Source organism: Psychroflexus salinarum, assembly GCF_042677225.1.
Lineage (GTDB): Bacteria > Bacteroidota > Bacteroidia > Flavobacteriales > Flavobacteriaceae > Psychroflexus > Psychroflexus salinarum.
Genome location: NZ_JBHTIV010000005.1, coordinates 268,856 through 291,670, shown reverse-complemented (window position 1 = coordinate 291,670; position 22,815 = coordinate 268,856). Strand labels below are relative to the sequence as shown.

At 35.3% G+C, this 22,815-nt stretch carries 24 protein-coding genes; 16 read left to right on the top strand and 8 right to left on the bottom strand.

What is annotated here, in order from left to right; translation table 11 throughout:
• Positions 1–118 precede the first annotated feature (118 nt).
• From ACFQ0R_RS03505 to ACFQ0R_RS03455, 11 genes are all read left to right on the top strand, one after another.
• A complete protein-coding gene (locus ACFQ0R_RS03505) occupies positions 119–1,123 on the top strand; it encodes an AAA family ATPase (RefSeq protein WP_379656990.1) in 1,005 nt (334 codons plus the stop codon).
• Between the two features lie 96 nt (positions 1,124–1,219).
• Positions 1,220–2,083, top strand: coding sequence for a DUF58 domain-containing protein (locus tag ACFQ0R_RS03500; RefSeq protein WP_379656989.1), 864 nt, complete (start codon positions 1,220–1,222; stop codon positions 2,081–2,083).
• Positions 2,084–2,140: 57 nt separating this feature from the next.
• Positions 2,141–3,730, top strand: a complete 1,590-nt coding sequence (locus ACFQ0R_RS03495; protein WP_379657440.1) for a hypothetical protein — start codon at positions 2,141–2,143, stop codon at positions 3,728–3,730.
• Positions 3,727–4,728 (top strand): vWA domain-containing protein, encoded by a 1,002-nt coding sequence (locus ACFQ0R_RS03490; protein ID WP_379656988.1) that lies wholly within the window; start codon positions 3,727–3,729, stop codon positions 4,726–4,728. The genes ACFQ0R_RS03495 and ACFQ0R_RS03490 overlap by 4 nt, the downstream gene beginning before the upstream one ends.
• A complete protein-coding gene (locus ACFQ0R_RS03485; protein ID WP_379656987.1) occupies positions 4,729–5,778 on the top strand; it encodes a VWA domain-containing protein in 1,050 nt (349 codons plus the stop codon).
• On the top strand, positions 5,753–6,622 hold the full coding sequence (locus tag ACFQ0R_RS03480) for a tetratricopeptide repeat protein (RefSeq protein WP_379656986.1): 870 nt from the start codon (positions 5,753–5,755) through the stop codon (positions 6,620–6,622). Before ACFQ0R_RS03485 ends, ACFQ0R_RS03480 begins: the two co-directional genes overlap by 26 nt.
• A 1-nt stretch (position 6,623) precedes the next feature.
• Positions 6,624–8,381 carry a BatD family protein gene (locus ACFQ0R_RS03475; protein WP_379656985.1) on the top strand — a complete coding sequence of 586 codons (1,758 nt, stop codon included), beginning with the start codon at positions 6,624–6,626 and terminating at the stop codon, positions 8,379–8,381.
• A 1-nt stretch (position 8,382) separates the two neighbouring features.
• Positions 8,383–9,132, top strand: coding sequence for a tetratricopeptide repeat protein (locus ACFQ0R_RS03470; RefSeq protein WP_379656984.1), 750 nt, complete (start codon positions 8,383–8,385; stop codon positions 9,130–9,132).
• Between the two features lie 49 nt (positions 9,133–9,181).
• On the top strand, positions 9,182–9,484 hold the full coding sequence (locus ACFQ0R_RS03465) for a hypothetical protein (RefSeq protein WP_379656983.1): 303 nt from the start codon (positions 9,182–9,184) through the stop codon (positions 9,482–9,484).
• A gap of 64 nt (positions 9,485–9,548) precedes the next feature.
• Positions 9,549–11,123, top strand: a complete 1,575-nt coding sequence (locus tag ACFQ0R_RS03460) for a SulP family inorganic anion transporter (protein WP_379656982.1) — start codon at positions 9,549–9,551, stop codon at positions 11,121–11,123.
• A gap of 2 nt (positions 11,124–11,125) precedes the next feature.
• Positions 11,126–11,752, top strand: a complete 627-nt coding sequence (locus ACFQ0R_RS03455) for a carbonic anhydrase family protein (protein ID WP_379656981.1) — start codon at positions 11,126–11,128, stop codon at positions 11,750–11,752.
• Between the two features lie 52 nt (positions 11,753–11,804).
• Here the strand turns inward: ACFQ0R_RS03455 and ACFQ0R_RS03450 are convergent, their stop codons facing one another.
• Positions 11,805–12,326, bottom strand: a complete 522-nt coding sequence (locus ACFQ0R_RS03450; RefSeq protein WP_379656980.1) for a CvpA family protein — start codon at positions 12,324–12,326, stop codon at positions 11,805–11,807.
• A 45-nt stretch (positions 12,327–12,371) separates the two neighbouring features.
• Between ACFQ0R_RS03450 and ACFQ0R_RS03445 the strand changes: the two genes are divergently transcribed.
• From ACFQ0R_RS03445 to ACFQ0R_RS03435, 3 genes are all read left to right on the top strand, one after another.
• A complete protein-coding gene (locus tag ACFQ0R_RS03445) occupies positions 12,372–12,725 on the top strand; it encodes a hypothetical protein (protein ID WP_379656979.1) in 354 nt (117 codons plus the stop codon).
• A gap of 81 nt (positions 12,726–12,806) precedes the next feature.
• A complete protein-coding gene (gene pheS / locus ACFQ0R_RS03440; RefSeq protein WP_379656978.1) occupies positions 12,807–13,829 on the top strand; it encodes a phenylalanine--tRNA ligase subunit alpha in 1,023 nt (340 codons plus the stop codon).
• A 6-nt stretch (positions 13,830–13,835) separates the two neighbouring features.
• A complete protein-coding gene (locus ACFQ0R_RS03435; protein ID WP_379656977.1) occupies positions 13,836–14,237 on the top strand; it encodes a hypothetical protein in 402 nt (133 codons plus the stop codon).
• 151 nt (positions 14,238–14,388) lie between these two features.
• Here ACFQ0R_RS03435 and ACFQ0R_RS03430 read toward each other — a convergent pair whose 3' ends face one another.
• The 5 genes from ACFQ0R_RS03430 to ACFQ0R_RS03410 all read right to left on the bottom strand — a co-directional run bounded on the left by ACFQ0R_RS03430 (position 14,389) and on the right by ACFQ0R_RS03410 (position 18,446).
• Positions 14,389–15,288 carry an EamA family transporter gene (locus tag ACFQ0R_RS03430; protein WP_379656976.1) on the bottom strand — a complete coding sequence of 300 codons (900 nt, stop codon included), beginning with the start codon at positions 15,286–15,288 and terminating at the stop codon, positions 14,389–14,391.
• 12 nt (positions 15,289–15,300) lie between these two features.
• Positions 15,301–16,308, bottom strand: a complete 1,008-nt coding sequence (locus tag ACFQ0R_RS03425; RefSeq protein WP_379656975.1) for an NAD(P)H-dependent glycerol-3-phosphate dehydrogenase — start codon at positions 16,306–16,308, stop codon at positions 15,301–15,303.
• 112 nt (positions 16,309–16,420) lie between these two features.
• A complete protein-coding gene (gene nadD, locus ACFQ0R_RS03420) occupies positions 16,421–17,002 on the bottom strand; it encodes a nicotinate (nicotinamide) nucleotide adenylyltransferase (protein WP_379656974.1) in 582 nt (193 codons plus the stop codon).
• Positions 16,999–17,577 carry a guanylate kinase gene (gmk, locus tag ACFQ0R_RS03415; protein ID WP_379656973.1) on the bottom strand — a complete coding sequence of 193 codons (579 nt, stop codon included), beginning with the start codon at positions 17,575–17,577 and terminating at the stop codon, positions 16,999–17,001. The genes nadD and gmk overlap by 4 nt, the downstream gene beginning before the upstream one ends.
• A 2-nt stretch (positions 17,578–17,579) precedes the next feature.
• Positions 17,580–18,446 (bottom strand): YicC/YloC family endoribonuclease, encoded by an 867-nt coding sequence (locus ACFQ0R_RS03410; protein WP_379656972.1) that lies wholly within the window; start codon positions 18,444–18,446, stop codon positions 17,580–17,582.
• 134 nt (positions 18,447–18,580) lie between these two features.
• Here ACFQ0R_RS03410 and lpxB point away from each other — a divergent pair, with 134 nt between their 5' ends.
• Positions 18,581–19,699: a lipid-A-disaccharide synthase gene (lpxB, locus tag ACFQ0R_RS03405; RefSeq protein WP_379656971.1), complete on the top strand. Its 1,119-nt coding sequence runs from the start codon at positions 18,581–18,583 to the stop codon at positions 19,697–19,699.
• A gap of 173 nt (positions 19,700–19,872) precedes the next feature.
• On the opposite strand, the gene ACFQ0R_RS03400 is transcribed toward lpxB, so the two are convergent.
• On the bottom strand, positions 19,873–20,784 hold the full coding sequence (locus tag ACFQ0R_RS03400; protein WP_379656970.1) for a NifU family protein: 912 nt from the start codon (positions 20,782–20,784) through the stop codon (positions 19,873–19,875).
• Between the two features lie 188 nt (positions 20,785–20,972).
• On the opposite strand from ACFQ0R_RS03400, the gene ACFQ0R_RS03395 reads away from it, so the two are divergent.
• On the top strand, positions 20,973–22,010 hold the full coding sequence (locus ACFQ0R_RS03395; RefSeq protein WP_449314339.1) for a PorP/SprF family type IX secretion system membrane protein: 1,038 nt from the start codon (positions 20,973–20,975) through the stop codon (positions 22,008–22,010).
• On the opposite strand, the gene murI is transcribed toward ACFQ0R_RS03395, so the two are convergent.
• Complete coding sequence (murI, locus tag ACFQ0R_RS03390) at positions 22,007–22,795, bottom strand: glutamate racemase (RefSeq protein WP_379656968.1); 789 nt, start codon at positions 22,793–22,795, stop codon at positions 22,007–22,009. The two genes, ACFQ0R_RS03395 and murI, sit on opposite strands and share 4 nt — an antisense overlap.
• Positions 22,796–22,815 lie beyond the last annotated feature (20 nt).

Below are 22,815 nucleotides of genomic sequence, written 5' to 3'. Positions count from 1 at the left end.
TCATAAGCTTATCGTAAATAGCTGATTTTTAACCAAGCATTAACAACAGGAAATATATTAAATTTTCAATTTGCGTCCACGATATAAGAAAAGGTTATAATACAATAAGAAATATAATATGGAACAAGATCAAGCTAATGTAGACATTGCCTCCATTAACGAAAAGATAGAAAAAGAGAGTGCCTTCGTAGACCTTCTTACAAATGAAATGAATAAAGTCATTGTAGGTCAAAAGCACATGGTAGAACGATTATTGATAGGCCTTCTTGGTCAAGGACATATTCTTCTAGAAGGAGTTCCTGGTTTGGCAAAAACACTTGCCATCAATACTCTATCAAAGGCAGTGCATGGTAGCTTCAGTAGAATACAGTTTACTCCAGATTTACTCCCTGCAGACGTTGTAGGAACGATGATCTACAACATGAAGGAAAATAGTTTCAACATCAAGAAAGGTCCTATTTTCGCCAATTTTGTACTGACAGATGAGATTAACCGTGCTCCAGCTAAAGTACAGTCCGCACTGCTTGAAGCCATGCAGGAAAAGCAGGTAACCATAGGTGATGAAACGTTTATACTTGACAAGCCATTTTTGGTGATGGCTACCCAAAACCCTGTTGAACAAGAAGGAACTTATCCTTTGCCAGAAGCACAAGTTGATAGATTTATGCTGAAAACGGTAATTGATTATCCAAATCTTCAGGATGAGCAATTGGTCATGAGAGCTAACTTAAACAATAGTTTTGGCAAAGTAAATCCAGTTGTTTCAACAGATCAAATTATACGAGCTCAAAGTGTAGTGAGAGAAGTTTACATGGATGAAAAAATAGAGAAATATATCTTAGATATAATTTTTGCAACGCGTTATCCAGAAAAATACAAACTTGCCGAAATTAAGCCCCTTATTAGTTTTGGGGCCTCTCCCAGGGGTAGTATTAACTTAGCAATTGCAGCCAAATGTTATGCTTTCATCAAGCGAAGAGGTTATGTGATTCCAGAAGATGTCCGCGCTGTTGTTTACGACGTGTTAAGACACAGAGTTGGGATTACTTACGAAGCTGAGGCAGAAAACATTAAATCTGAAGATTTGATAAGCAAAATTATAAACGAAGTAGAGGTCCCTTAAGATTTGCTTCTGAATTTATTCAGAACAAAATGACAAGTTTTTAGATAAATTGCTTTTTTGATTTAGTACTAAATCGAACAAAAGTTGACACACTACATGGATACCAAATCTCTTTTAAAAAAGGTAAGAAAAATTGAAATCAAAACACGTCGTTTGAGCGATCACGTGTTTGGTGGAGAATATCATTCCACATTCAAAGGTCGGGGAATGACCTTTAGTGAGGTTCGCGCTTACCAATTTGGCGATGATGTAAGATCTATAGACTGGAATGTAACAGCTAGATATAACGAGCCATTCGTTAAGGTTTTTGAAGAAGAACGCGAATTAACTATGATGCTGCTCGTCGATATTTCAGAATCTACAGCCTTTGGAACCCGGGAAACTTTCAAAAAAGATATTATTACAGAAATGGCCGCTACACTTGCTTTTTCTGCCACCAAAAATAATGATAAGATTGGCTTAATGCTGTTCTCAGATCAGATAGAACTTTACATTCCGCCCAAAAAAGGGAGAATGCATGTGTTGAGAATCATAAGAGAATTGATAGAGTTCAAGCCATCACATAAAACTACAAATCTCACAAAAGCCTTTAAATATCTCATTGACATGATGAAGAAAAAGGCGATTGTATTTGTATTATCAGATTTTTTGACAGACGAATATGAACATACTTTAAAAATATTTGGAAAAAAACATGATGTCACAGGCATCAGAGTTTATGACGAGCGAGAAGAAAAGTTACCAAATCTTGGAATGGTTCAAATGAAAGATGCCGAGTCTGGAAAAGCGATGTGGGTAAATACTTCTAGTGGTTCAACTAGAAAAGCATATACAAAGTATTATAGAGAAAGAGTAGATTATTTTCAAAAAGCATTTAAGTTGAGTGGTTCAGGATTTTTGAGTACGCGTGTGGATGAAAATTACGTTATTAAACTTCTTGGATATTTTAAATCCAGATAATTATATATGAGTAGAAAAATACTTTTTACGAATAATGGTTTAACATCAAACTCTTTTATGCTTTTGATGTTGCTTTTAGTTAGTGGCATTGGTTATTCTCAGGAAGTAAGTTTCCAAACTGATAAAGACACCCTACAGATTGGTGAACAGATTGATTACCTAATAAAAGTAGATGGGGTAAGCGAAGAGGATTTGGTTGTATTTCCAAAAGATCAAACCTTTGTGCCCTTAGAAATGGTTGAGGATTACAAAATTGATACGTTAAATCCTCAGGCCAAAGCTTTTACTCTCACAAAACTTTATAAGCTAACACAATTTGATTCTGGCAGTTATTCAGTACCTCCACAGCTGGTCAAAATCAACGAAAAAGCTTTTTATACAGATACGCTAACAGTAAGAGTCAACGACGTGGTGCTAGATACAACAAAGCAAAAGTTGTATCCTATCAAGCCTTCTATAGGCGTTGAAAAACCTTTTGCAGTGCCATCCTGGTTTTGGTGGACTTTAGCTATAATTCTGATTTTAGCTGGAATAGCTTTTCTCGTTTTTAAACTGAAGAAAAAACGCGATGAAGCTAAGCGTAGAATTCCCCCTTACGAGCAGGCTATGATCTCTTTAAAAGAACTAGATAAATCTTCAGCTCTAGAAAACAGAGACTTTAAAGAATATATTTCTGAGTTAACTTACATCACGAGAAGGTATTTAGAAGAAAAACTAGAGATAAGAGCTCTGGAATATACCACCAACGAACTTATTTCTGAATTAAAATTCAAAAAGGAAAAGAAGAAATTAGCGCTCAAAGAAGACATGATTTCTGAATATGAAAAGATTTTGAAGCGAGCAGATCTTGCTAAGTTTGCCAACAGCAGACCAGATCTTATCACTCTAAAGTCAGACAGAAAGCAAATAGGTAAATTTCTAAAGCAAGTACAAAGTTCTATTCCACAAATTACAGAAGAGGAAAAGAAAAAAGACGAAGCTTTCCAGAAAGCCCTTGCAAAAAAGCGTAAAAAACAGAAATGGATCGTTGGAATTATACTTGGACTGATATTGATTGCTGTTACGGTGACTGCTGTAGTAGCTACAAAAGGGTACGAATATTTAAAGGATAGTGTTGTGGGGAATCCGTCTAAAGAATTACTCGAAGGAGACTGGGTTACTAGTGATTACGGTGTTCCACCAATAAGTATGACAACTCCAGATGTACTCGTAAGAGGGGAACTGGAGCTGCCTGAAAGCATCTTAGAAAATGTTGCTAATAAGGAAACTTACAGTTTCGGGACTTTATATCAAAACTTGTACGTGACGCTTAATAAAGTTAGATTCAAGGAGTCTCAAGACATCGACTTAGATGTCATTGTAGATAGAATATACGAGAACCTGGAGGAGCGTGGTGCTTACAATATCATTACCAAGTCAGAAGATTTTGAAACATTAGGAGGAGTAAAAGGTAAAAAGGTGTTTGGAAGCTTTTCAATTGAAAACCCGATCACCAAAAAGGACATAAAGAAAGAATACAAGATCGTTAACTTTGGAAAAGGTGGCTTTCAGCAGATAATTATCTTTTATGACCGTGATGATGAGTACGGTGAGAAGATCGCGGACAGAATATTGAATGCAGTGGAATTTAAAAACTTAGGACAATGATTTTTGAAAACTTCACGTTTGAAAATCCAAACTGGTTTTGGTTGTTATTGTCTATTCCATTAGCAGTGTTTTGGTATTTTAAGAAGCGTCAACAACAAGCGGCGACTCTCAAAATTTCCAGCACACAAGGTTTTACCAAAAGCACTTTAGCTCAGCTTCGTCCTTTACTGTTTATTCTTAAAATGTTGGCTCTTGTTTTTTTAACTATTGCTATGGCAAGACCGAGGACTGTAGACGTAACAACTAAAGTAAAAAAAACCGAAGGTATAGATATCATCATGGCTGTTGATATTTCTGCTAGTATGCTTGCAAGAGATTTGGAGCCAAACCGCCTGGAAGCTTTAAAAGAAGTTGCAAACAATTTTGTAAACGGCAGACCAAATGATAGAATAGGTCTCGTGATCTATGCAGGAGAAAGTTATACCAAAACTCCACTTACAAGTGACAAGTCTATCATTATAAATGCTATAAGCGATCTCAATTATACACAGAATATTGAGGGTGGAACAGCTATAGGAATGGGGCTCGCCACTTCTGTAAATAAACTAAAAGACAGTAAAGCAGAAAGCAAAGTCATAATCTTATTGACAGATGGAGAAAATAATGCAGGATTTATAGACCCAATTACCGCAACGCAATTAGCAACAGAGTATGACATTAAAACATACACTATTGGTGTTGGCAGTAATGGAATGGCTTTATCGCCAGTAGGAATTAAACCCAACGGCCAGTTTGAATATAGAAATGTTGAGGTGAAAATTGATGAAGCACTTTTGAAGACGATTGCTGAAAGTACTAGTGGTAAATACTTTAGAGCTACAGACAATGAAAAATTTCAAGCGATCTATGAAGAAATTGATGCCTTGGAAAAAACAGAAATTGAAGAATTTAAGTTTTACAACTATGATGAGAAATACAGATTTTTCTTAATAATAGCTGGAGCCTTATTATTCTTGGAATTTTTATTAAAACACACACTTTTTAGAAGTTTTGTATAGATGTTTATAATAGAAGAACATATTTATTTTTGGGGTTTTCTGGTCTTGCCAGTCCTACTGCTCTTGTTTCTGAGTTACGTATACTGGAAAAAGAAAACTCAGAAGAAATTTGCCGAGGTAAGATTGTTCAAAAAATTGGCGCCGGAACAGTCTAGCTTTAAGTCAAACTTAAAGTTTATAGTGCTTTCACTTGGTTTCGCCTGTTTTGTGTTGGCTCTTGTCAATCCAAAACTCGGCACAAAGTTGGAAACTGTGAAACGAGAAGGTGTGGACATTGTCTTTGCCTTGGATGTTTCAAAAAGTATGCTTGCAGAAGATATTGCCCCCAACAGACTTGAAAAATCCAAACGTATTATTACTGAAATTATTAATAACTTAACTTCAGACCGTGTTGGATTAGTTGGTTATGCAGGAAGTGCTTTTCCTCAAGTTCCTATAACTACAGATTATGCCAGTACAAAAACGTTCTTGCAAAGCATGAATACAGATATGGTTTCCAGTCAGGGAACAGCCATCTCTCAGGCACTTGATTTGGCAAGATCGTATTACAATGACGACGATCAAACCAATAAAGTATTGGTCATTCTATCTGAAGGAGAAGATCATGATGGCAATGCTGAAAGTATGGCAGAACAAGCAGCAGAAGAAGGTATTAGAATTTATACAATAGGAGTAGGGACTGAACGTGGAGACCCTATCCCTATAAGAAGTGATGGAAGAATCCAATCCTACCTAAAAAATGATGCTGGTGAAACTGTAATTACAAAAAAGGATACAGAGACTTTACAAAGAATTGCAGAAATCGGAAATGGCAGTTATATCGATGGCGCTAGCACCTCTAAAGCAGTAGACGAAATATTGGGAGAATTGCAAAAAATTGAAAAAACAGAATTTGAAGCCAAACAATTTGCTGACTTTAAGAGTAAATATCAATGGTTTTTAGGTTTTGGTATATTTTTGGTACTGTTTGATATACTCTTGCTGGAAAGAAAAACAGCTTGGATACGAAGACTAAATTTATTTAATGAGAGAACGAAAGATGAAGATTAGAAGTATAATTTTATTTGTTTTGATAAGCTTGTTTACTGTATTTTCAATGCAGTCTCAAAGCTTTTCTGATGCGCCCAAAAAAGCTAAAACTTTATTGGCTGAAGCAGAGTCTAGTGACTTGAGCTTTCCTGTTTCTGAAGCTAAAATCAGAAAAGCTAAAGCGATAGATAAAGACAACTCAGATATCAGTTATAATTTTGGAAACCTATACATAAAGAACAATGAGCTGGAATCTGCTAGACTAAGACTTATTGAATCTATTGAAAGCACAGATGATAAATCGTTGAAGCATAAAAGTTATCATAACCTCGGTAACGTTCTGATGGAAGAAGAACAATACCAGATGGCTGTAGATGCCTATAAAGATGCTTTAAGAAACAATCCTACAGATGAAGAAACTCGCTATAATTTAGCTTATGCTAAGTCTAAATTGAAAGATGAGAAGAACGATGATAGTAAAGATGGTGACGATAATCAAGACGAAAGTCAAGATAAGGATGAAGACCAAAGCGAGGATAACAAGGATGAGGGAGAAAACGAAGACAAAGAAAAAGACCAGCAAGATAAAGATCAAGAGAACGACAAGGGTGATAAGAATGAAAATGAGGAAGATCAAAAAGACGATCAAGGAAGTAAAGATAAAGAGGAAAAAGAGAAAGATGGCGAAGGTGGAGAAGATGAACAAAAGCAGCCTCAACAGCCCCAAAATCAAAAAGGACAGATTTCTCCACAGCAAATTCAGCGTTTGCTAGAAGCTATTGAGAATCAGGAAAAAGACGTCCAGGAAAAGCTAAATGCTCAGAAAGCAAAAGGTCAAAAATCTAAAACAGGAAAAGACTGGTAAAATGAAACACTTAGTATTTTTATTAGTTTTTCTACTTGGTTGGAGTTCTTCTGCTCAGGTTACTTTTACTGCAGAGGCAAGTAGATCTACACTTGGAATCAATGAAAGATTGAAAGTTGAATTCACTGTTGATGCTAATGGGGATAACTTTTTACCTCCAAGCTTTGAAGGTTTAAAAAAAATTGGCGGACCTAACCAATCCTATTCTCAGCAATACATAAATGGCAAAAGTTCTTTTCAAAAAAGCTATACCTATTTTTTTCAGCCAGAACGAAGAGGAACAATTACCATAGGTCAAGCAGAGATCACTGTAGATGGTCAAGTTTATAAGACTTCACCAATAAAAGTAGAAGTCACAGCGGCCGTGGATACGCCAAACCAGTCCAAAGCTGTTGCAGAAGCTGGAAGTGGCATTCATCTGATCGCAGAAGTAAGTAAACCTAAGCCATATTTGAATGAGGGGATTTATGTGGTGTATAAATTGTTTTTTAGTCAGAGTGTAAACATTAGAAATTGGAGGCCTCTTGATGATCCTAAATTTGAAGGATTCTGGAGCCAAAACATCAATATAGATCAGCTTGAGGTTAAAGAAGGCGAATTTGGGGGACAACCTTTTCGTTATGTAGAACTTCGTAAAACCGTTTTATATCCACAGAAAACAGGAGAACTAAAAATTGAACCTTTATCCCTGGCCGTTTCTGTTGAAGTGCCGACAGATAGAAGAGATTTTTTCGGTAGACGAATGTATGATGTAGTTGAAAAAAACTTCTCTGCCAATACTAGGACTGTAGACGTAAAGCCTCTCCCAGAAGAAGGTAAACCAGCAGGATTTTCTGGGGCGGTTGGCGAATTTGATTTCAAACTGAAAGCGAATAAGAAAGAACTCGATGCTCAAACATCTTTAGAATTAACGTCAGAGGTAAGTGGAAGAGGGAACTTGAAATTATTCAACCTGCCAAAAATTCAAACTCCTTCATCTTTTGAAGTTTATGAGCCAGAGCGAAATGAAAATGTAAGAACTTCAAGTCTTGGTATGCGCGGAAGTATTTCAGAAAAATATACGGTTATACCTGAGTTTAAAGGTGAATATGTGATTCAACCAACATCATTTTCATATTTCAATCCGAATAGTGAATCTTACGAAACTTTACAATCTAGTCCAATTACTATTCAGGTAAATTCAGGTCCAGAACGTCCAAAAGAAACTCAGGTAGCTTCAGAAAACGATTCCAATAGACCTCAGAATATTATTTCTTCAAAAAGCAATTTCAATTATATCAAATTGAAAACAAACTTGAAGGAAAAAGATCAATCACAATTCTTTCAATCTCCACTGTATTGGGCTTTGTTTTTCATACCGTTCTTAAGCATCCCCTTTATGCTGATTTTTGGTAAAGTAAAAAACAGAGAAATTGATCAGAACCAGGCACAACTTAAACGCGCAAATAAATTGGCTAAACGCTATTTGTCTGAAGCCAAAAAGAATATTGGTGACTCTAAAGCTTTCTATGAGTCTTTGGAGCGTGCTCTGCATAATTACATGAAGGCAAGATTGAAGATCCAGACTTTAGATATGCAAAAGGATAAAATCCAGGAATTGCTTTCAGAAAAAGGGGTTTCTCAAGAAGCAACAAAAGACTTTTTGAAAATTCTGGAAAGTTGTGAATTGGCAAGATACACGCCATCAGTCACTGAAGACATGAAAAATGATTTTGATAAAGCCGCTAAAGTTATTTCAGAAATTGATAAAGAAGTTTAATATGAAGTTTTATAGTTACTTATTGATATTCTTAATCAGTTGTACAGTATTTGCTCAAGCAGAAGATACTTTTGATAAGGCCAACTCTGCTTATGCAGATAATGAGTTTGGACAGGCGGTAAAGCTGTATAACAATATATTAGAAGAGGGCTTGTCATCAGCTGAATTGCATTTCAACTTGGGAAACGCATATTTTAAACAGAATGATTTAGCCAATGCTATTTACCATTATGAAAAGGCGCTTCAGTATAATCCTGCTGACCAAGAAATAAAAGAAAATCTTGAGATAGCAAATACACAAACGATAGATAAAATTGAAAATGCACCTGAGTCCAACCTCAATTCTTTAATGTTTACGATTACACATGCGATGAAACTAAATTCCTGGGCTTGGTTGAGCATAGGTCTTTCAGTGTTATTTGGTGTATTTATGGTACTTTATTTTAGAAGCTCTACAACTAAAGGGAAACGCAGAAACTTTTCAATAGCAATATTTCTTGTCGTTCTGGCTGTTTCGAGTTTACTGTTTGGTCATTTCCAAAATCAACGTCAGATAGAGCAGTCTTATGCTATTATTTTTGAAAATCAACTGCCTGCATATGTTGAGCCTAGTCCTAGAAGCGACATCAATTTTGAATTAAACAAAGGAACTAAAGTAATTTTGGGGTCCACTTTTAGAGAGTTTACACAAATTGAACTCTCCGATGGATCTAAGGGTTGGGTAAAAACTAACTCTTTCAAAAAATTATAACAAGAATTTTTAATTCATCATTTAACAAATCCATATATTTACTAAATATATGAGATTAAAATTATTTATACTTATTTTTTCCTTTGCCAACCTCTTGGTAACCCCCACTCTCGTTATGTTATATGATGGTGGTGAGAATATTTCCTTTTTCATTAATCTAAATGAAGAAGAAAATTCAGAAAAAAATAATGTTTCATTTGGTGAATATCTCTCTGATGAATCTGACAAGATAATTAGTTCATCAGATTTTTATTATTCAAGATCTTTTTTACACTACACATCAAGTTATAAAAGTGTCTATCAAAAAATAGTTTCTCCCCCTCCAGATTTTAAATTGAATTATTTCATTTAATCATTTTAATTTCAATTTATAACTCTAAGTGCTTTTCTATGAAAAGCACCATTTCAAATATTTTATGTTTAAACATTTAAACAAAGACGTACCAGCTAGTATAGTTGTCTTTTTTGTAGCACTACCATTATGTCTAGGTATTGCTTTGGCCAGTGGAGCTCCACTTTTTTCAGGAGTAATTGCTGGGATTGTGGGGGGAATAGTCGTAGGAGCTTTAAGTGGGTCATCACTAGGTGTGAGTGGTCCTGCTGCAGGACTTGCGGTTATTGTACTTGGTGCAATAGCCAGTCTTGGTAAATATGAATACTTTCTTGTCGCTGTTGTTATAGGTGGTGCCATACAAATCCTTTTAGGCTTTCTAAAAGCTGGAATTATCGGTTATTATTTTCCCTCTTCAGTTATTAAAGGAATGCTGGCGGGTATAGGTATCATTATCTTTCTTAAACAGTTTTCCGTTGCTTTTGGTTTACCAGATGAGTATAATTTTTTTGATTATAACATCTCCGTTATGCTAGATAACGTTGTTATTGCATGGAATCAACTTTCTGTTGGTACATTAACCATTACTATTCTCAGTATTGCTATCATGTTACTTTGGTCCAATGTTCTTGAGAAAAAACATCAGATATTTAAAATCATTCCGGGACCTTTAGTAGCTGTTGTTGTAGGTGTACTGTACAAGCTTTTTATCGATGACGCTAGCTTGTTGGGGATTTCAGATTCTAACTTAGTTTCTGTTCCAGTACCCGATAATTTCTCTGACTTTATAGGTCAGTTTACGTTTCCAGACTTTTCAATTATTACTTCAAGTGAAATCTGGATAGTAGGTTTAACTTTAGCAATTGTAGCGAGTTTAGAGACACTGCTTAGTGTTGAAGCGACAGATAAGCTCGATCCAAGAAAAAGGGTAACTCCAACCAATCGAGAATTGCTTGCTCAGGGAACTGGAAATATGGTTTCCGGATTCATTGGCGGTCTGCCTATCACACAAGTTATCGTAAGGAGTTCTGCAAATATCCAATCTGGTGGACAAACCAAATTATCAACTATTTTACACGCCTTATGGTTATTGCTAGCTGTAGTCTTTATCCCAAATTTGCTAAACCTTATTCCTTTGGCTGTATTGGCTGGAGTTCTTTTAATCGTTGGATATAAGCTGGCCAAGCCTTCACTTTTTATAGATCTATTCAAGTTAGGTAAAACTCAATTCTTACCTTTCATCGTCACCGTTTTAGGTATAGTTATAGGGGATTTGCTTATTGGTATTGGACTAGGTCTAGCCGTAGGAATTACAATGGTTCTGATCAATAGTTTCAAAAATTCACACTTCTTACACATTAAGAGAACTGAAGGTGAGGATAAAAATGATGTTATTAATATGACTCTAGCCGAAGAAGTTACTTTCTTTAATAAAGGGACTATTTTAAAAACATTAAACGATATTTCCAGGAATACCAACCTAACTATCGATATCAGAAAATCAAAATATTTGGATTATGATGTCTTAGAAATTTTAGATGATTTTTCTATAAAAGCAAAAAATCGCAACATTAATATCACAATCATTTCAAAACTTGGAGAGTTTGAAAATCCAGAGAAATTCGATAAGTTTTTCAATATAAATTTAAAAGAAGATTAATTATGTTAAATAAAATAATTACAAAACAAGAACAAGAAGCTCTAACTCCAGATGAGGTTTTAAAAGACCTTATGGAAGGTAATAAGCGATTTACTTCAGAAGATTTCCATTCAAGGGATTATAACGCTATGAAAGTAAGTGCAACAGGTGGTCAATATCCAAAAGCTGTGGTTTTATCTTGTGTAGATAGTAGAGTGCCGGTAGAAACAGTCTTAGACCAAGGAATTGGTGATGTATTTGTAGCTAGAGTTGCAGGCAACTTTGAAAATACAGACATCCTTGGAAGTATGGAATATGCATGTAAAGTCGCAGGGAGTAAACTGGTCTTCGTTCTAGGCCATGAAAGTTGTGGAGCAGTAAGTGCAGCTTGCGACGGAGTAGAATTGGGTAATATCACTCATTTACTTAGCAACATTAAACCAGCAGTGGAAGCTGTAAAGACTGATGGAAAAAGAGATTCTTCCAATAAGGAATTTGTTCACAACGTGGTTCAAAAAAATGTCGAACTTACCATGAATAGAGTTAGGGAAAAAAGTTCAATTCTAAAAAGCATGGAAGAAAAAGGAGAAATTAAAATAGTTGGAGGTGTTTATTCTCTTCAAACAGGTGAAGTAGAATTACTTTCTTAATCACTTTTTTCATTATTTAAATTATAACCCTCAAATTTTGTTTGAGGGTTTTTTATGCGTCTTTATCTCCATTCAAAAGTTCACTTTTATTTAGTAATTCTTCTAAAGAAGGCAAAAGCGTTGAGCTTAATTCTCTTATGGTAGTGACTACGACAGAACTATTCAGTTTTGTTTCTGAAATAAACCTGCCGTCACCATTTATGTAATCAAAAATAAGAAGTAAGATAAAAATGAAAAGTCCTGTTTTGATCACACCAAACACAGAGCCGAATATCCTGTTGATCAGTCCTAATGCGATACTATGAACAATGGTAGTTAAGATTTTAGCAATGATAGAAACTAAAATTACTATACCAATAAACACAATAAAAAAGCTGGCAATTTCAATACTTGATGAGGACCAATTTGTCCATTTTTCAAGATAACTTTCAGCGATGTATCCGTAATTTAAACCTCCGAATATCCCAGCTAATAAAGCCACTATTCCAGCAAGCTCTACAATGAATCCTTTTTGAAAACCCCTAATAAAACCTAGTAGCAGGAAAACACCAAGAACAATATCTATCACATTCATAGCGTCAAATATAATCAATTCGGTTAAAGCGAGTACCTTTGTAGCATGAGAGATGAGTTACTAAAAACACGTTGGGAAAGCCTTCAAAATAAGCTATCCAATCAATTTGCAGATGGCGAACTAATGGATATAGATGCTATTATATACTTAGTGGGCGTACAGGAGCTTGGTAAACCACAGGCTAAGTTCAAAAAGGATGATAAAATCAATTTAATGCATATTGCTATTTGTACATTATTGGAACCTTACGGATTTTATGAATTTGACTTTATTGATGAAGATGGTTGGCCACATTTCACCAACACTTCTAAGCTGCCAGCACTCAAAGCAGGCGAGCAAACTGTCTTGATGAAAGAGGCTCTTGTAAGCTATTTTCTCAAACGCAAGTACTTAGAATAGTATAAGGTTTTAAATAATAGATTTTCTAAGTAGGAAACAGTCTATTTTTTCTAAATTTGCGAATTCATTTTACCAACTACCATGATAGATAAGATAAAGGGTTATATAGATGAGGTTGAGCGTTTTACAGCAGATAAAGCTGAAGATGTTGAACAATTCAGAATACAGTATTTAGGAAAAAAGGGAATTTTAAATGAGTTTTTTGCTGAATTCAAAAACGTTCCTAATGAGGAGAAAAAGGAATTTGGTAAGACTATCAATCAGTTAAAAATTTCTGCCCAGGAAAAAGTCGATCAATTAAAACGCGAAATAGCTTCAAAAGTTGAAGAGAAAGGAATTTATGGTGATCTCACCAGACCTGGCGAACCTATGGAAATAGGAGCGAGGCATCCTATATCTTTAGTCAAAAATAGAATCACAGAAATATTTTCAAACATCGGTTTCAATGTATCCGAAGGACCTGAAATTGAGGATGATTGGCATAACTTCACTGCATTAAACTTGCCGGAATATCACCCTGCAAGGGATATGCAAGATACGTTCTTCATCCAAACCGATCCTAAAGATATTTTGTTAAGAACACATACCTCCAGCGTTCAAGTGCGCTATATGGAAAATAATGAACCTCCTATCAGAACAATTTCTCCTGGTAGAGTCTTCAGAAATGAGGATATTTCTTCAAGATCACATTGTATTTTTCACCAAGTCGAAGGTTTGTATATCGACAAGAATGTATCCTTCAAAGATTTAAAACAAACTTTAATTTATTTCACCAAAGAGTTATTTGGAAAGTCAAAAATCAGACTAAGACCTTCTTATTTCCCATTTACTGAGCCTAGTGCAGAGGTAGATATTTATTGGGGTTTGGAAACTGAAACTGACTATAGAATTACCAAAGGAACAGGCTGGTTAGAAATTATGGGTTGTGGAATGGTCGACCCTAACGTTTTAAAGAATTGCAATATTGATCCTAAAGAATATAGTGGTTTTGCTTTTGGTATGGGTATAGAACGTATCGCTATGCTACTGTATCAGATAGGAGATATCCGTATGTTTTATGAAAATGATGTACGTTTTCTAGAGCAATTCAAATCTTCTTTATAAGCTATTATGAAGAAGGATATCGATAAACATATTCCTGAAGTTGAGAATGTCTACATCGTTGCTTCGTTTGAATATAACATAACATTCAAGGTTGATGAGTGGACGATTTATCTAGTCAATGATAATTCTGAAGCCTTAGAAACTGTTTTAATTGTTTCTAAAGGTGAAAGTAGATCCAAAACAACTTCCATTCTTAGAAAGAAATTAGATGTTTTACCACCAAAATCTTTTGCTAAACTGGAATTCTTGCATGAAGATGTATTGGAGGTGGATAATATATTTCAAGTCACCTATTTTTTAGATGGTAAATTGATGCATAAAGATTTTAAATTTCCAAGACACAGCTTGAAACCTAAAGACATCAAGACATTACCCCTGCTGACTTCAAAAGGAATTGTAGCGAAGTAGATTTACTTTTTATGTTTGTCTGCTTAATAACCTAAAAATAATTTTTGTCTCCCTTAGTACTTTGACTTCGCTCTGGAAAAGGGGGATGTTGCTAGACTTGAGAATTTGTTCAAATAAGCTTTTAGGCTTCTTGGCGGATATGCGATATTCTTTACAACGGCTCTTTCTGAACCTTCCTCAAGTTCATAAGTACTATTGAAGACAAAATCAGAAGAATACCAATCCATTTATATATGTTTTGATCCTCATTTAGGACAAAATAACCCATAAGCACAGCTACAGGAAGTTCTATAGACGAAATGATAGCTCCGAGTCCAACGTTTATTTTAGGCATGCCTGCCGTGAAGAATAATGGCGGTAAAATAGTTCCGAATAAGGCTAAAACAGGTCCCCAAATCATAAAAATGCCATAATCTATATACTCGATAAGCTCGGGTAAAGTTATTGCAGAAACAATGATGAGTCCACCAAACATCATCCATTTGCTTCTGGTAATCGGGTGGTATTGTGTACCAACACTATTAGATGTCATAATTGTAATTGTATAGGATAAGGCTGCTAGGATTCCAAAGCCAATACCTGCCAGACTCACATCTTGTTTCTCGATCAGTAAATCTGCAGCGAGAACCGTTCCTATCAAAATAAGAATGACAGAGATGATTTTGATTCTAGTCGGTTTTATTTTGTTGATGATACTATCCAAAACAACTCCAATCCATACGCTTTGCATCAATAATACAATGCCCACAGATACAGTGATGTATTGCATTGCCAGATAATAAAATATACTTGTAAATCCTAAGGATGTTCCAGCAAGCATAAGATAGAAAATTGTTTTATGTTTTAACTTTTTGTCTGTAATAGGTGGTTTTTTCTTTTTCAGAAAAAGATTCAAAATCATTAGAGCAATAAAGCCAAGTAACATTTGTGAAAAAGTAACTTCATAAACGGTATAATGCTCTTCGTATGCTAGTTTTACAAAAGTTGTAAGTAAACCATAGCATGAAGCGCCCAGGGCAACAAAAATGCCACCTTTCAAGGTTGAATTCATTTAGATAATTTATTAATTAAGCTTGTCAGCTAATTTTTCGAAGACTTTCTTGGGATTCTTTCCTTCGTATAAAACTTTGTAAACTGCGTTTATGATGGGTGTTTTTGCCTTTTTATTACCGAATGATTTACTGATTTCGTAAGCAGAATTGGTGGCATAATAACCCTCTGCAACCATACTCATTTCCATTTGTGCACTTTTTACAGTGTAGCCTTTTCCAATCATGTTTCCAAAATATCTATTGCGACTAAAGACGGAATAACCAGTAACCAATAAGTCTCCTAAGTAAGCAGAATCATTGATGTTTCGTTTCATTTTGTAACGCTTTTTAATGAAGCGTTTCATTTCTCGTATAGCATTACTCATAAGAACACTCTGGAAATTATCTCCATACCCTAAGCCATGAGCAATTCCTGCAGCAATAGCATAAATATTTTTGAGCACAGCGGCATATTCTGTTCCTATAATATCTTCAGACACATTACATTTTATGTAATCACTGCTTAGAAATTGAGCCAATGTTGTGGCATGATCTTCTTTAGCACAAGCAATAGTTAAATAAGATAAGCGTTCCAAGGCTACCTCTTCTGCGTGGCAAGGCCCAGTGATAACGCCTATTCTATCAAAAGGAATGTCGTATTGTTTATGGAAATGTTCTCCCACTAGGAGCTGTGATTCCGGGACAATTCCTTTAATAGCACTGAAGATAATTTTATCTGAAATATCTACTGTGATCTTATCTAGCTCTTTTTTCAAAAAAGCTGAGGGTACAACAAAAATCAAAAAATCTGATTCTTGAACAACCTTATTGATATCGCTAGATAATTTAATTTGTTTAGGATTAAACTCTACCGCGCTAAGGTAGTTGGGGTTGTGATGTTCTTTTTCAATATGGTCTATGACTTCCTGATTCCTCATGTACCAATTTACCTCAGGAACATTTTCACAAAGCATTTTCACGATAGCTGTAGCCCAACTTCCGCCGCCAATTACACCAAAATTTGGATTAGGATTTGTCATATGTTTTGTGTTTGTAAAATTTGTCGTCTGTATCTAATCGTGATTTACAATAGATTCAAAACTTGATAAATATTAGTGTTTCTTAGCTCAGATTAACAAAGTTTTAGTCCTCTTACCTGTAAAAATTCATCTCATCTATATACTCCCAGACTTTATGCTGAAGTAGAGGTGTTACATTTTTACCAGACTTTATCATTTTCCTAATCAAAGTAGATGAAATTTCCATGAGTGGAGTATCTGTGGCAAATATTTTTGGATGATTTTGAAACTGCTCTGGTATTTCAGATCTTGTAGCCCTTGGACAGACATAGATTTCATGATGTTCTAAAATTGTCTCGTAGTTTTTCCATTTGTGGAAATTCACTAAGTTATCTTCTCCCATAATCAATGCAAAACTTAAATCTGGATGCGAATCTTTAAGCTCTGCCAAAGTTTTGGAAGTATAATTTGGCTGTGGTAATTTGAACTCCACATCACATGGCTTCAGCTTTTCATAACCTTCTGTCGCACGATATACCAATTCAAACCTGTGATGATTATCTAGTAGGTTATTTTTCTTTTTGAAAGGGCTCTGAGGGGTTGTTACAAGCCAGATTTCGTCTAAATCTGTGTTCTCTGCTAAATGATTGGCAATAATCAAATGACCAATATGAAAGGGATTGAAAGTTCCAAAATATAAGCCTATTTTTTTCATTTGATAAAATTTTTGACCAAATGATAGGCTTCATCAAGTGCCGTCTCCAAATCTTCATTGACGATAATATGGTCAAACTGTGGGGCAGTGGCCATTTCAATAGACGCTTTGGCAACTCTCATGGCAATACGATCCTCAGATTCAGTTTTTCGCTTTTTAAGCCTGATTTTGAGTTCTTCAATGCTAGGTGGCTCTACAAAAACAGCCAAAGTTTGCTCTGGATATATTCTTTTGATGTCTAATCCGCCAACTACATCAATATCGAAAACCACATGTTTTCCCATCGCCCAGATACGCTCGACTTCGGCATTTAAAGTTCCGTAAAAATTGTCTCGGTAAACTTCCTCCCACTCCAGGAAATCATCATTTTTGATGTGAGACTTGAATTCTTTCAAATCCATAAAATAATAATCCTTGCCATCCACTTCATTTTCTCTAGGGGCTCTGGAAGTCGCCGAAATTGAAAATTCTAAATTCAAATCTTCTTGCTTCAGGAGATGTCTCACAATCGTTGTTTTTCCAGAACCAGATGGTGCAGAAAACACAATAAGTTTACCTTGTTTTTTGTCGTCCATACTTAAAGTACGTTAAGCAATTGTTCTTTTATTTTCTCGAGCTCATCCTTCATTTGCACTACCAGTTTTTGCATAGGAGCAAAGTTGGATTTACTTCCTATCGTATTGATTTCCCTGCCGATTTCCTGGCAAATAAAATTGAGTTTTTTTCCGTTAGAATCTGAAGAATTCAGCGCTTTGATGAAATAAGATAAGTGGTTGTCTAGTCTTGTTTTTTCCTCAGTGATATCGTATTTCTCAATGTAGTAGATCAATTCTTGTTCAAATCGATTTTCATCTATTTTTTCTTTCAGCTCTTCAATTCCTTTTCTCAGTCTCGTTTTCACGTGTTCAATGCGCTCAGGATCTACGGATTTTATTTCTGAAAGTAATTCCGTTAGGTTATGAATGCGAAGTTCAAAGTCTTCTTTCAAAACTTTACCTTCATCAGTTCTGAAGGTATTGATTTGTTCTAAAGCCAAACCTAACACCCGATATACCGCTTCAGAATCTTCTTTTTCCAATTCATTCTTTTCTGAACTTAAGGCATTAGGCATCGACATTGCTATCTGAAGCAAACGGTTATAATCTCCGTTGGTTGATGATGGAAACTGCTGAAGTTGTTTCAGGTAATTTTCAACGACTTTAGTATTGATTTTGGCAGTGCTTTCTTCTTCATGTTTTTCGACCTGAAGAGAGAAATCCACTTTTCCTCGGCTTAGGCTTTGCGAAAGTTTGTTTCTAATGGGAAGTTCCACCTCTCTAAATTCTGAAGGAATTCTTACGTTGGCATCTAAATTTTTGCTGTTGAGAGATTTTATCTCGACGGTAAAAGTTTTACCAGCTATTTCTAGCTTGCTTTTTCCGTAACCAGTCATGGATTGAATCATAAATTCTTTGTCTTAAAAAGATTTTGCAAATGTAGCAAATCCCACAGGAACTCAAGAATGAACTTGCATCTAAGCTTAAGGTCTAATGTTTATTTTATCGTAATTTCGTTTTTAGATATTAGCAAACAAATTAGATGAAATATTATATCATAGCTGGAGAAGCTTCTGGAGATCTTCACGCTTCCAACTTGATGCAAGCTATACGGGAAAAAGATACTTCTGCAGACTTTAGATTCTGGGGAGGTGATCTTATGCAAGAGGTGGGTGGAACGCTAGTAAAACACTACAGGGAACTTGCTTTTATGGGGTTCTGGGAAGTGATCACTAACCTGAAAACGATATTGAAAAACATTAAAATTTGTAAAGAGGATGTTTCTCGGTTTCAACCAGACGCTATCATTTTTGTCGACTATCCAGGCTTCAACATGAGAATTGCTAAATGGGCTAAAGGACAAGGTATTGCAACGCATTATTATGTCTCACCTCAAATTTGGGCCTGGAAAGAAAACAGAATCAAAGACATCAAAAGAGATGTTGACCACATGTATGTCATCCTCCCTTTTGAAAAAGACTTTTATGAAGAAAAGCATGATTTTAAAGTTCATTTTGTAGGGCATCCATTACTAGATCAGATCGAAAAGCGCAAAGAAATCAGTTTTGAAGATTTCAAGCACAAGCATCAATTGGACGATAAACCTATCATTGCCTTGTTGCCAGGAAGCCGAAAACAAGAAATTTCCAAAATGCTTACCGTGATGCTTTCAGTAGTTCCTAATTATCCGTCATATCAATTTGTGATAGCAGGAGCTCCAAGCCAGGATGAAGAATTTTATAAGTCAATAGTATCAGATTCCAAAGTAAAATTAATTCAAAATGACACGTATAATCTGTTGAGTAAATCTCATGCGGCGCTGGTGACATCCGGAACTGCAACCTTGGAAACGGCTCTGTTTGATGTGCCGGAAGTGGTTTGCTACAAAGGAAATTTGATTTCGTATTTGATCGCTAAGCAAATCGTAAAACTTGATTATATCTCTTTGGTGAATTTGATCATGGATAGAGAAGTAGTGAAAGAATTAATTCAAAATGAATTCACTTCCAAAAAGCTTAAAATTGAGTTAGACAAAATTTTAGATTCTTCCAAAAGGAAAACTTTGCTCAGTGATTATAAAGACTTAAAAACTAAGCTCGGCGGAGTGGGAGCGAGTCGCCGTACCGCCGAGTTGATTGTAAATAGTTTTGACCTCAAGTAAATCTCATTCTGAGCTTTCTCATTTCGAGACTGCCTAAAAAGCGATATTATAAAAGCTGTTTCCTCGAGCGGAGTCTAGAGGGTTAAGAATTTAGTAACTTTAAATACTATCGACTCCGCTCAAACTGACAAATTCTAATCCTTTGGATAGCCCAAATCACACGATAAGGTTTTTTATCCATTAAAGGCTACCACATTATTGATTTTGCCTTGAAGCATTTCTTTGAGCATGGTCTCGATGCCATTTTTCAGGGTGATTGTCGAAGAAGGACAACCACTACAGGCGCCTTGTAAGATGACTTCAACATCCTTGGATTCTTTATTATAAGACTTGAAAACGATATTTCCCCCGTCGCTCGCAACAGCTGGCTTGACGTATTCTTCAAGAATTTGTACTATTTCCTTTGAGATATCATCAAGATTGGAGGTGTCAATTTTTGGACTTGTTGCGTCTCCTGATTTCTCTTTTGAAACAGAACCCGTTTTTAAGATGGGACCACCTTCTTCAATATAAGTCTTGATGAAGCCTCTTAATTCGTTTGTGATCATGTCCCACTCGGCCATATCGTATTTGTTGATTGAGATGTAATTCTCATCCATGAATACCTCTTTCACGAAGGGAAAATGAAATAATTTCTGTGCCAAAGGTGAGCGATCTGCATCATCTATGGTTTTAAATTCAGCAGATTCCAAAACCAGTTTTTTATTAGCTACAAATTTCATTACTGAAGGATTCGGTGTGCTTTCTGCATAAACAGTAACAGGTATTTTCTTAGTGGACTCTGCCTCTTCTTCCTCTACGATTTTTCCACCTTCATTGAGGTGTTTTAGAAGTTGCTCAGCTACTTCATCTTGCACATCTTCCCACTCTATAATATTGTATTTATCTATGGCGATAAAGTTTTGGGAGATATAAACTGTTTTTACAAACGGTAAGTAAAACAGCTGAGAGGCTAATGGGGAATTGGAAGCTTCTTCTATATTGTGATATTCGTAGCCTTTTTGTTTAGTTAGAAATTCATTGAATTCAAACTTTAATATGGAAGGTTTGTTAGTTGTTTTTATTTCTACGGTGTAATTCGACATAATCCTACATTTTTGTGCAAAATTACAAAACAAAACTCTAGAAATGTTTGATTTGAGTTTCTATTAGGAATAGTAATTTCGATAAAAGTAATTTTTACAAAAGCAGTATTCGTAATATTTATAGCAAAAATTAAAAATAAACATCAATAATAAGTTATATTTGAGTTAGTTAATTTTAAAGTCTCAAATTGGACTATTTTGGTTTATATATAAATTTTCAAAAAGTATCTTTATTGATACTACGTTTTTTTGTTATATTAATTACAAGTTCGATATATTCTCAAGAACTTAGTTTGCCTATTTATTCTGATTATTTAACAGATAACTACTATCTGGTACACCCTTCTATGGCTGGTGCTTCTAACTTTAATAAAGTGAGACTCACAGCCAGACAGCAGTGGTTTGATGTAAATGACGCTCCCAGTTTACAAACTCTGAGCGTAAATGGAAGAATAAATGATAAAGTAGGCCTGGGCGGAGTTTTTTATAATGATTCTAATGGTAGGTTTAGTCAGCAAGGAGCCTTTGCGACCTTTGCTTACCACCTTATGTTTTCCAGATCTACAGCAGATATCAATCAGCTTTCATTTGGTCTAAGTGCTGGTATTATTCAGGATCATTTAGATCAAAGTGAACTCTTAGGGACTGGTGACCCAGCAATTGATGGGCTTCAGTATTCTGAAATGGGATTCAATTTAGATATCGGAGTTTCTTATTTTTTTTTAGATTTCTTTGCACATGTTACATTGAAAAACCTGTTGCCTCAACAGCGTAAAGTTTTTTCTGAATTTTCAGAACCTGATAATCAGCGACAATACCTAGCTTCAGTAGGCTATACGATTATTCCATTGCAATCTCGTTGGCTCTTTGAGCCTTCTTTGTTTTTTCAATATAGAGAAGCAATTAATCAATCTAATGTTGATTTAAATGCTAAAGCTTATTATCAGCTTAATGTTGGTCAGGTTTGGGGTGGAGTTTCATATAGAAGAGCTCTAGATGGATTAAAATTTACAGTCTCAGGAGCTCAAACTCAATCTCAAAACCTTCAATACATCTCTCCTTTTGTTGGTTTCAATTATAATAGGTTTATGGTGGCTTATACCTATTCTCATCAAGCTTTTTCCGAAGTGATTTCTACAAGTGGATTTCATCAGATAACTCTTGGTTACGACTTTGGAGAAAACAGAAAACGACAAAAGTGTATTTGCCCAGCGGTGAATTATTAAAAATCTTTTCGACTCACTTTCGCATTCGGGATTTCTTCGATAAGTTTTTTTATATGAAATATATTATCTGCATTGGAATAAATTTGAACTCTTCCCTTTCCCCTAAAAGAAGTTTTCAGTTTATTCTTCTCTAAAATAGCCTCAGTTTGTTTAGCGACCGCTCTGCCAGAATCTATAATTTTCACATGAGGTGGTAGAATTTGTTTGAGTTGAGGTATGATGTAAGGAAAATGAGTACAACCCAAAACTAGATAGTCTATGTTTTCGTTTATAAAAGGATGTAGCTGTTCTTTCAATTGTTCAATAAACTTTTCTTCTGCCGTCCAGCCACCTTCAACTGCTTCAACTATTCCTTTACCAATAACTTCTATGACATCAATGCCTTGTGTAAAAGCTTCAGAGGTCTGTTTAAACAATTCACTACTTAGCGTTCCTTTAGTGGCTAAAATACCAACGCTTTTGACTTCTGAATTTAATGCTGCTGGTTTTATTGCGGGCTCTATTCCTATAAATGGAAGTTTATATTTTGATCTTAAGTAAAAAATAGCATTGGTTGTAGCAGTGTTACAAGCTACTACTATCAATTTAGCCTTCATGCTTAAAGCTAGTTCTGTGTTTTTCACACTTAAATCTATAATCTCTTGAGGTGTTCGTATACCATATGGTGCGTTTTTACTATCGGCCAGATAGATGAAATCTTCATGAGGTAAAAGCTTAACTACCTCTTTCAAAATAGAAGTTCCTCCTACGCCAGAATCAAATAAAACAATTGGTTGTTGGGACATATCAAATAAAAAAGACCATC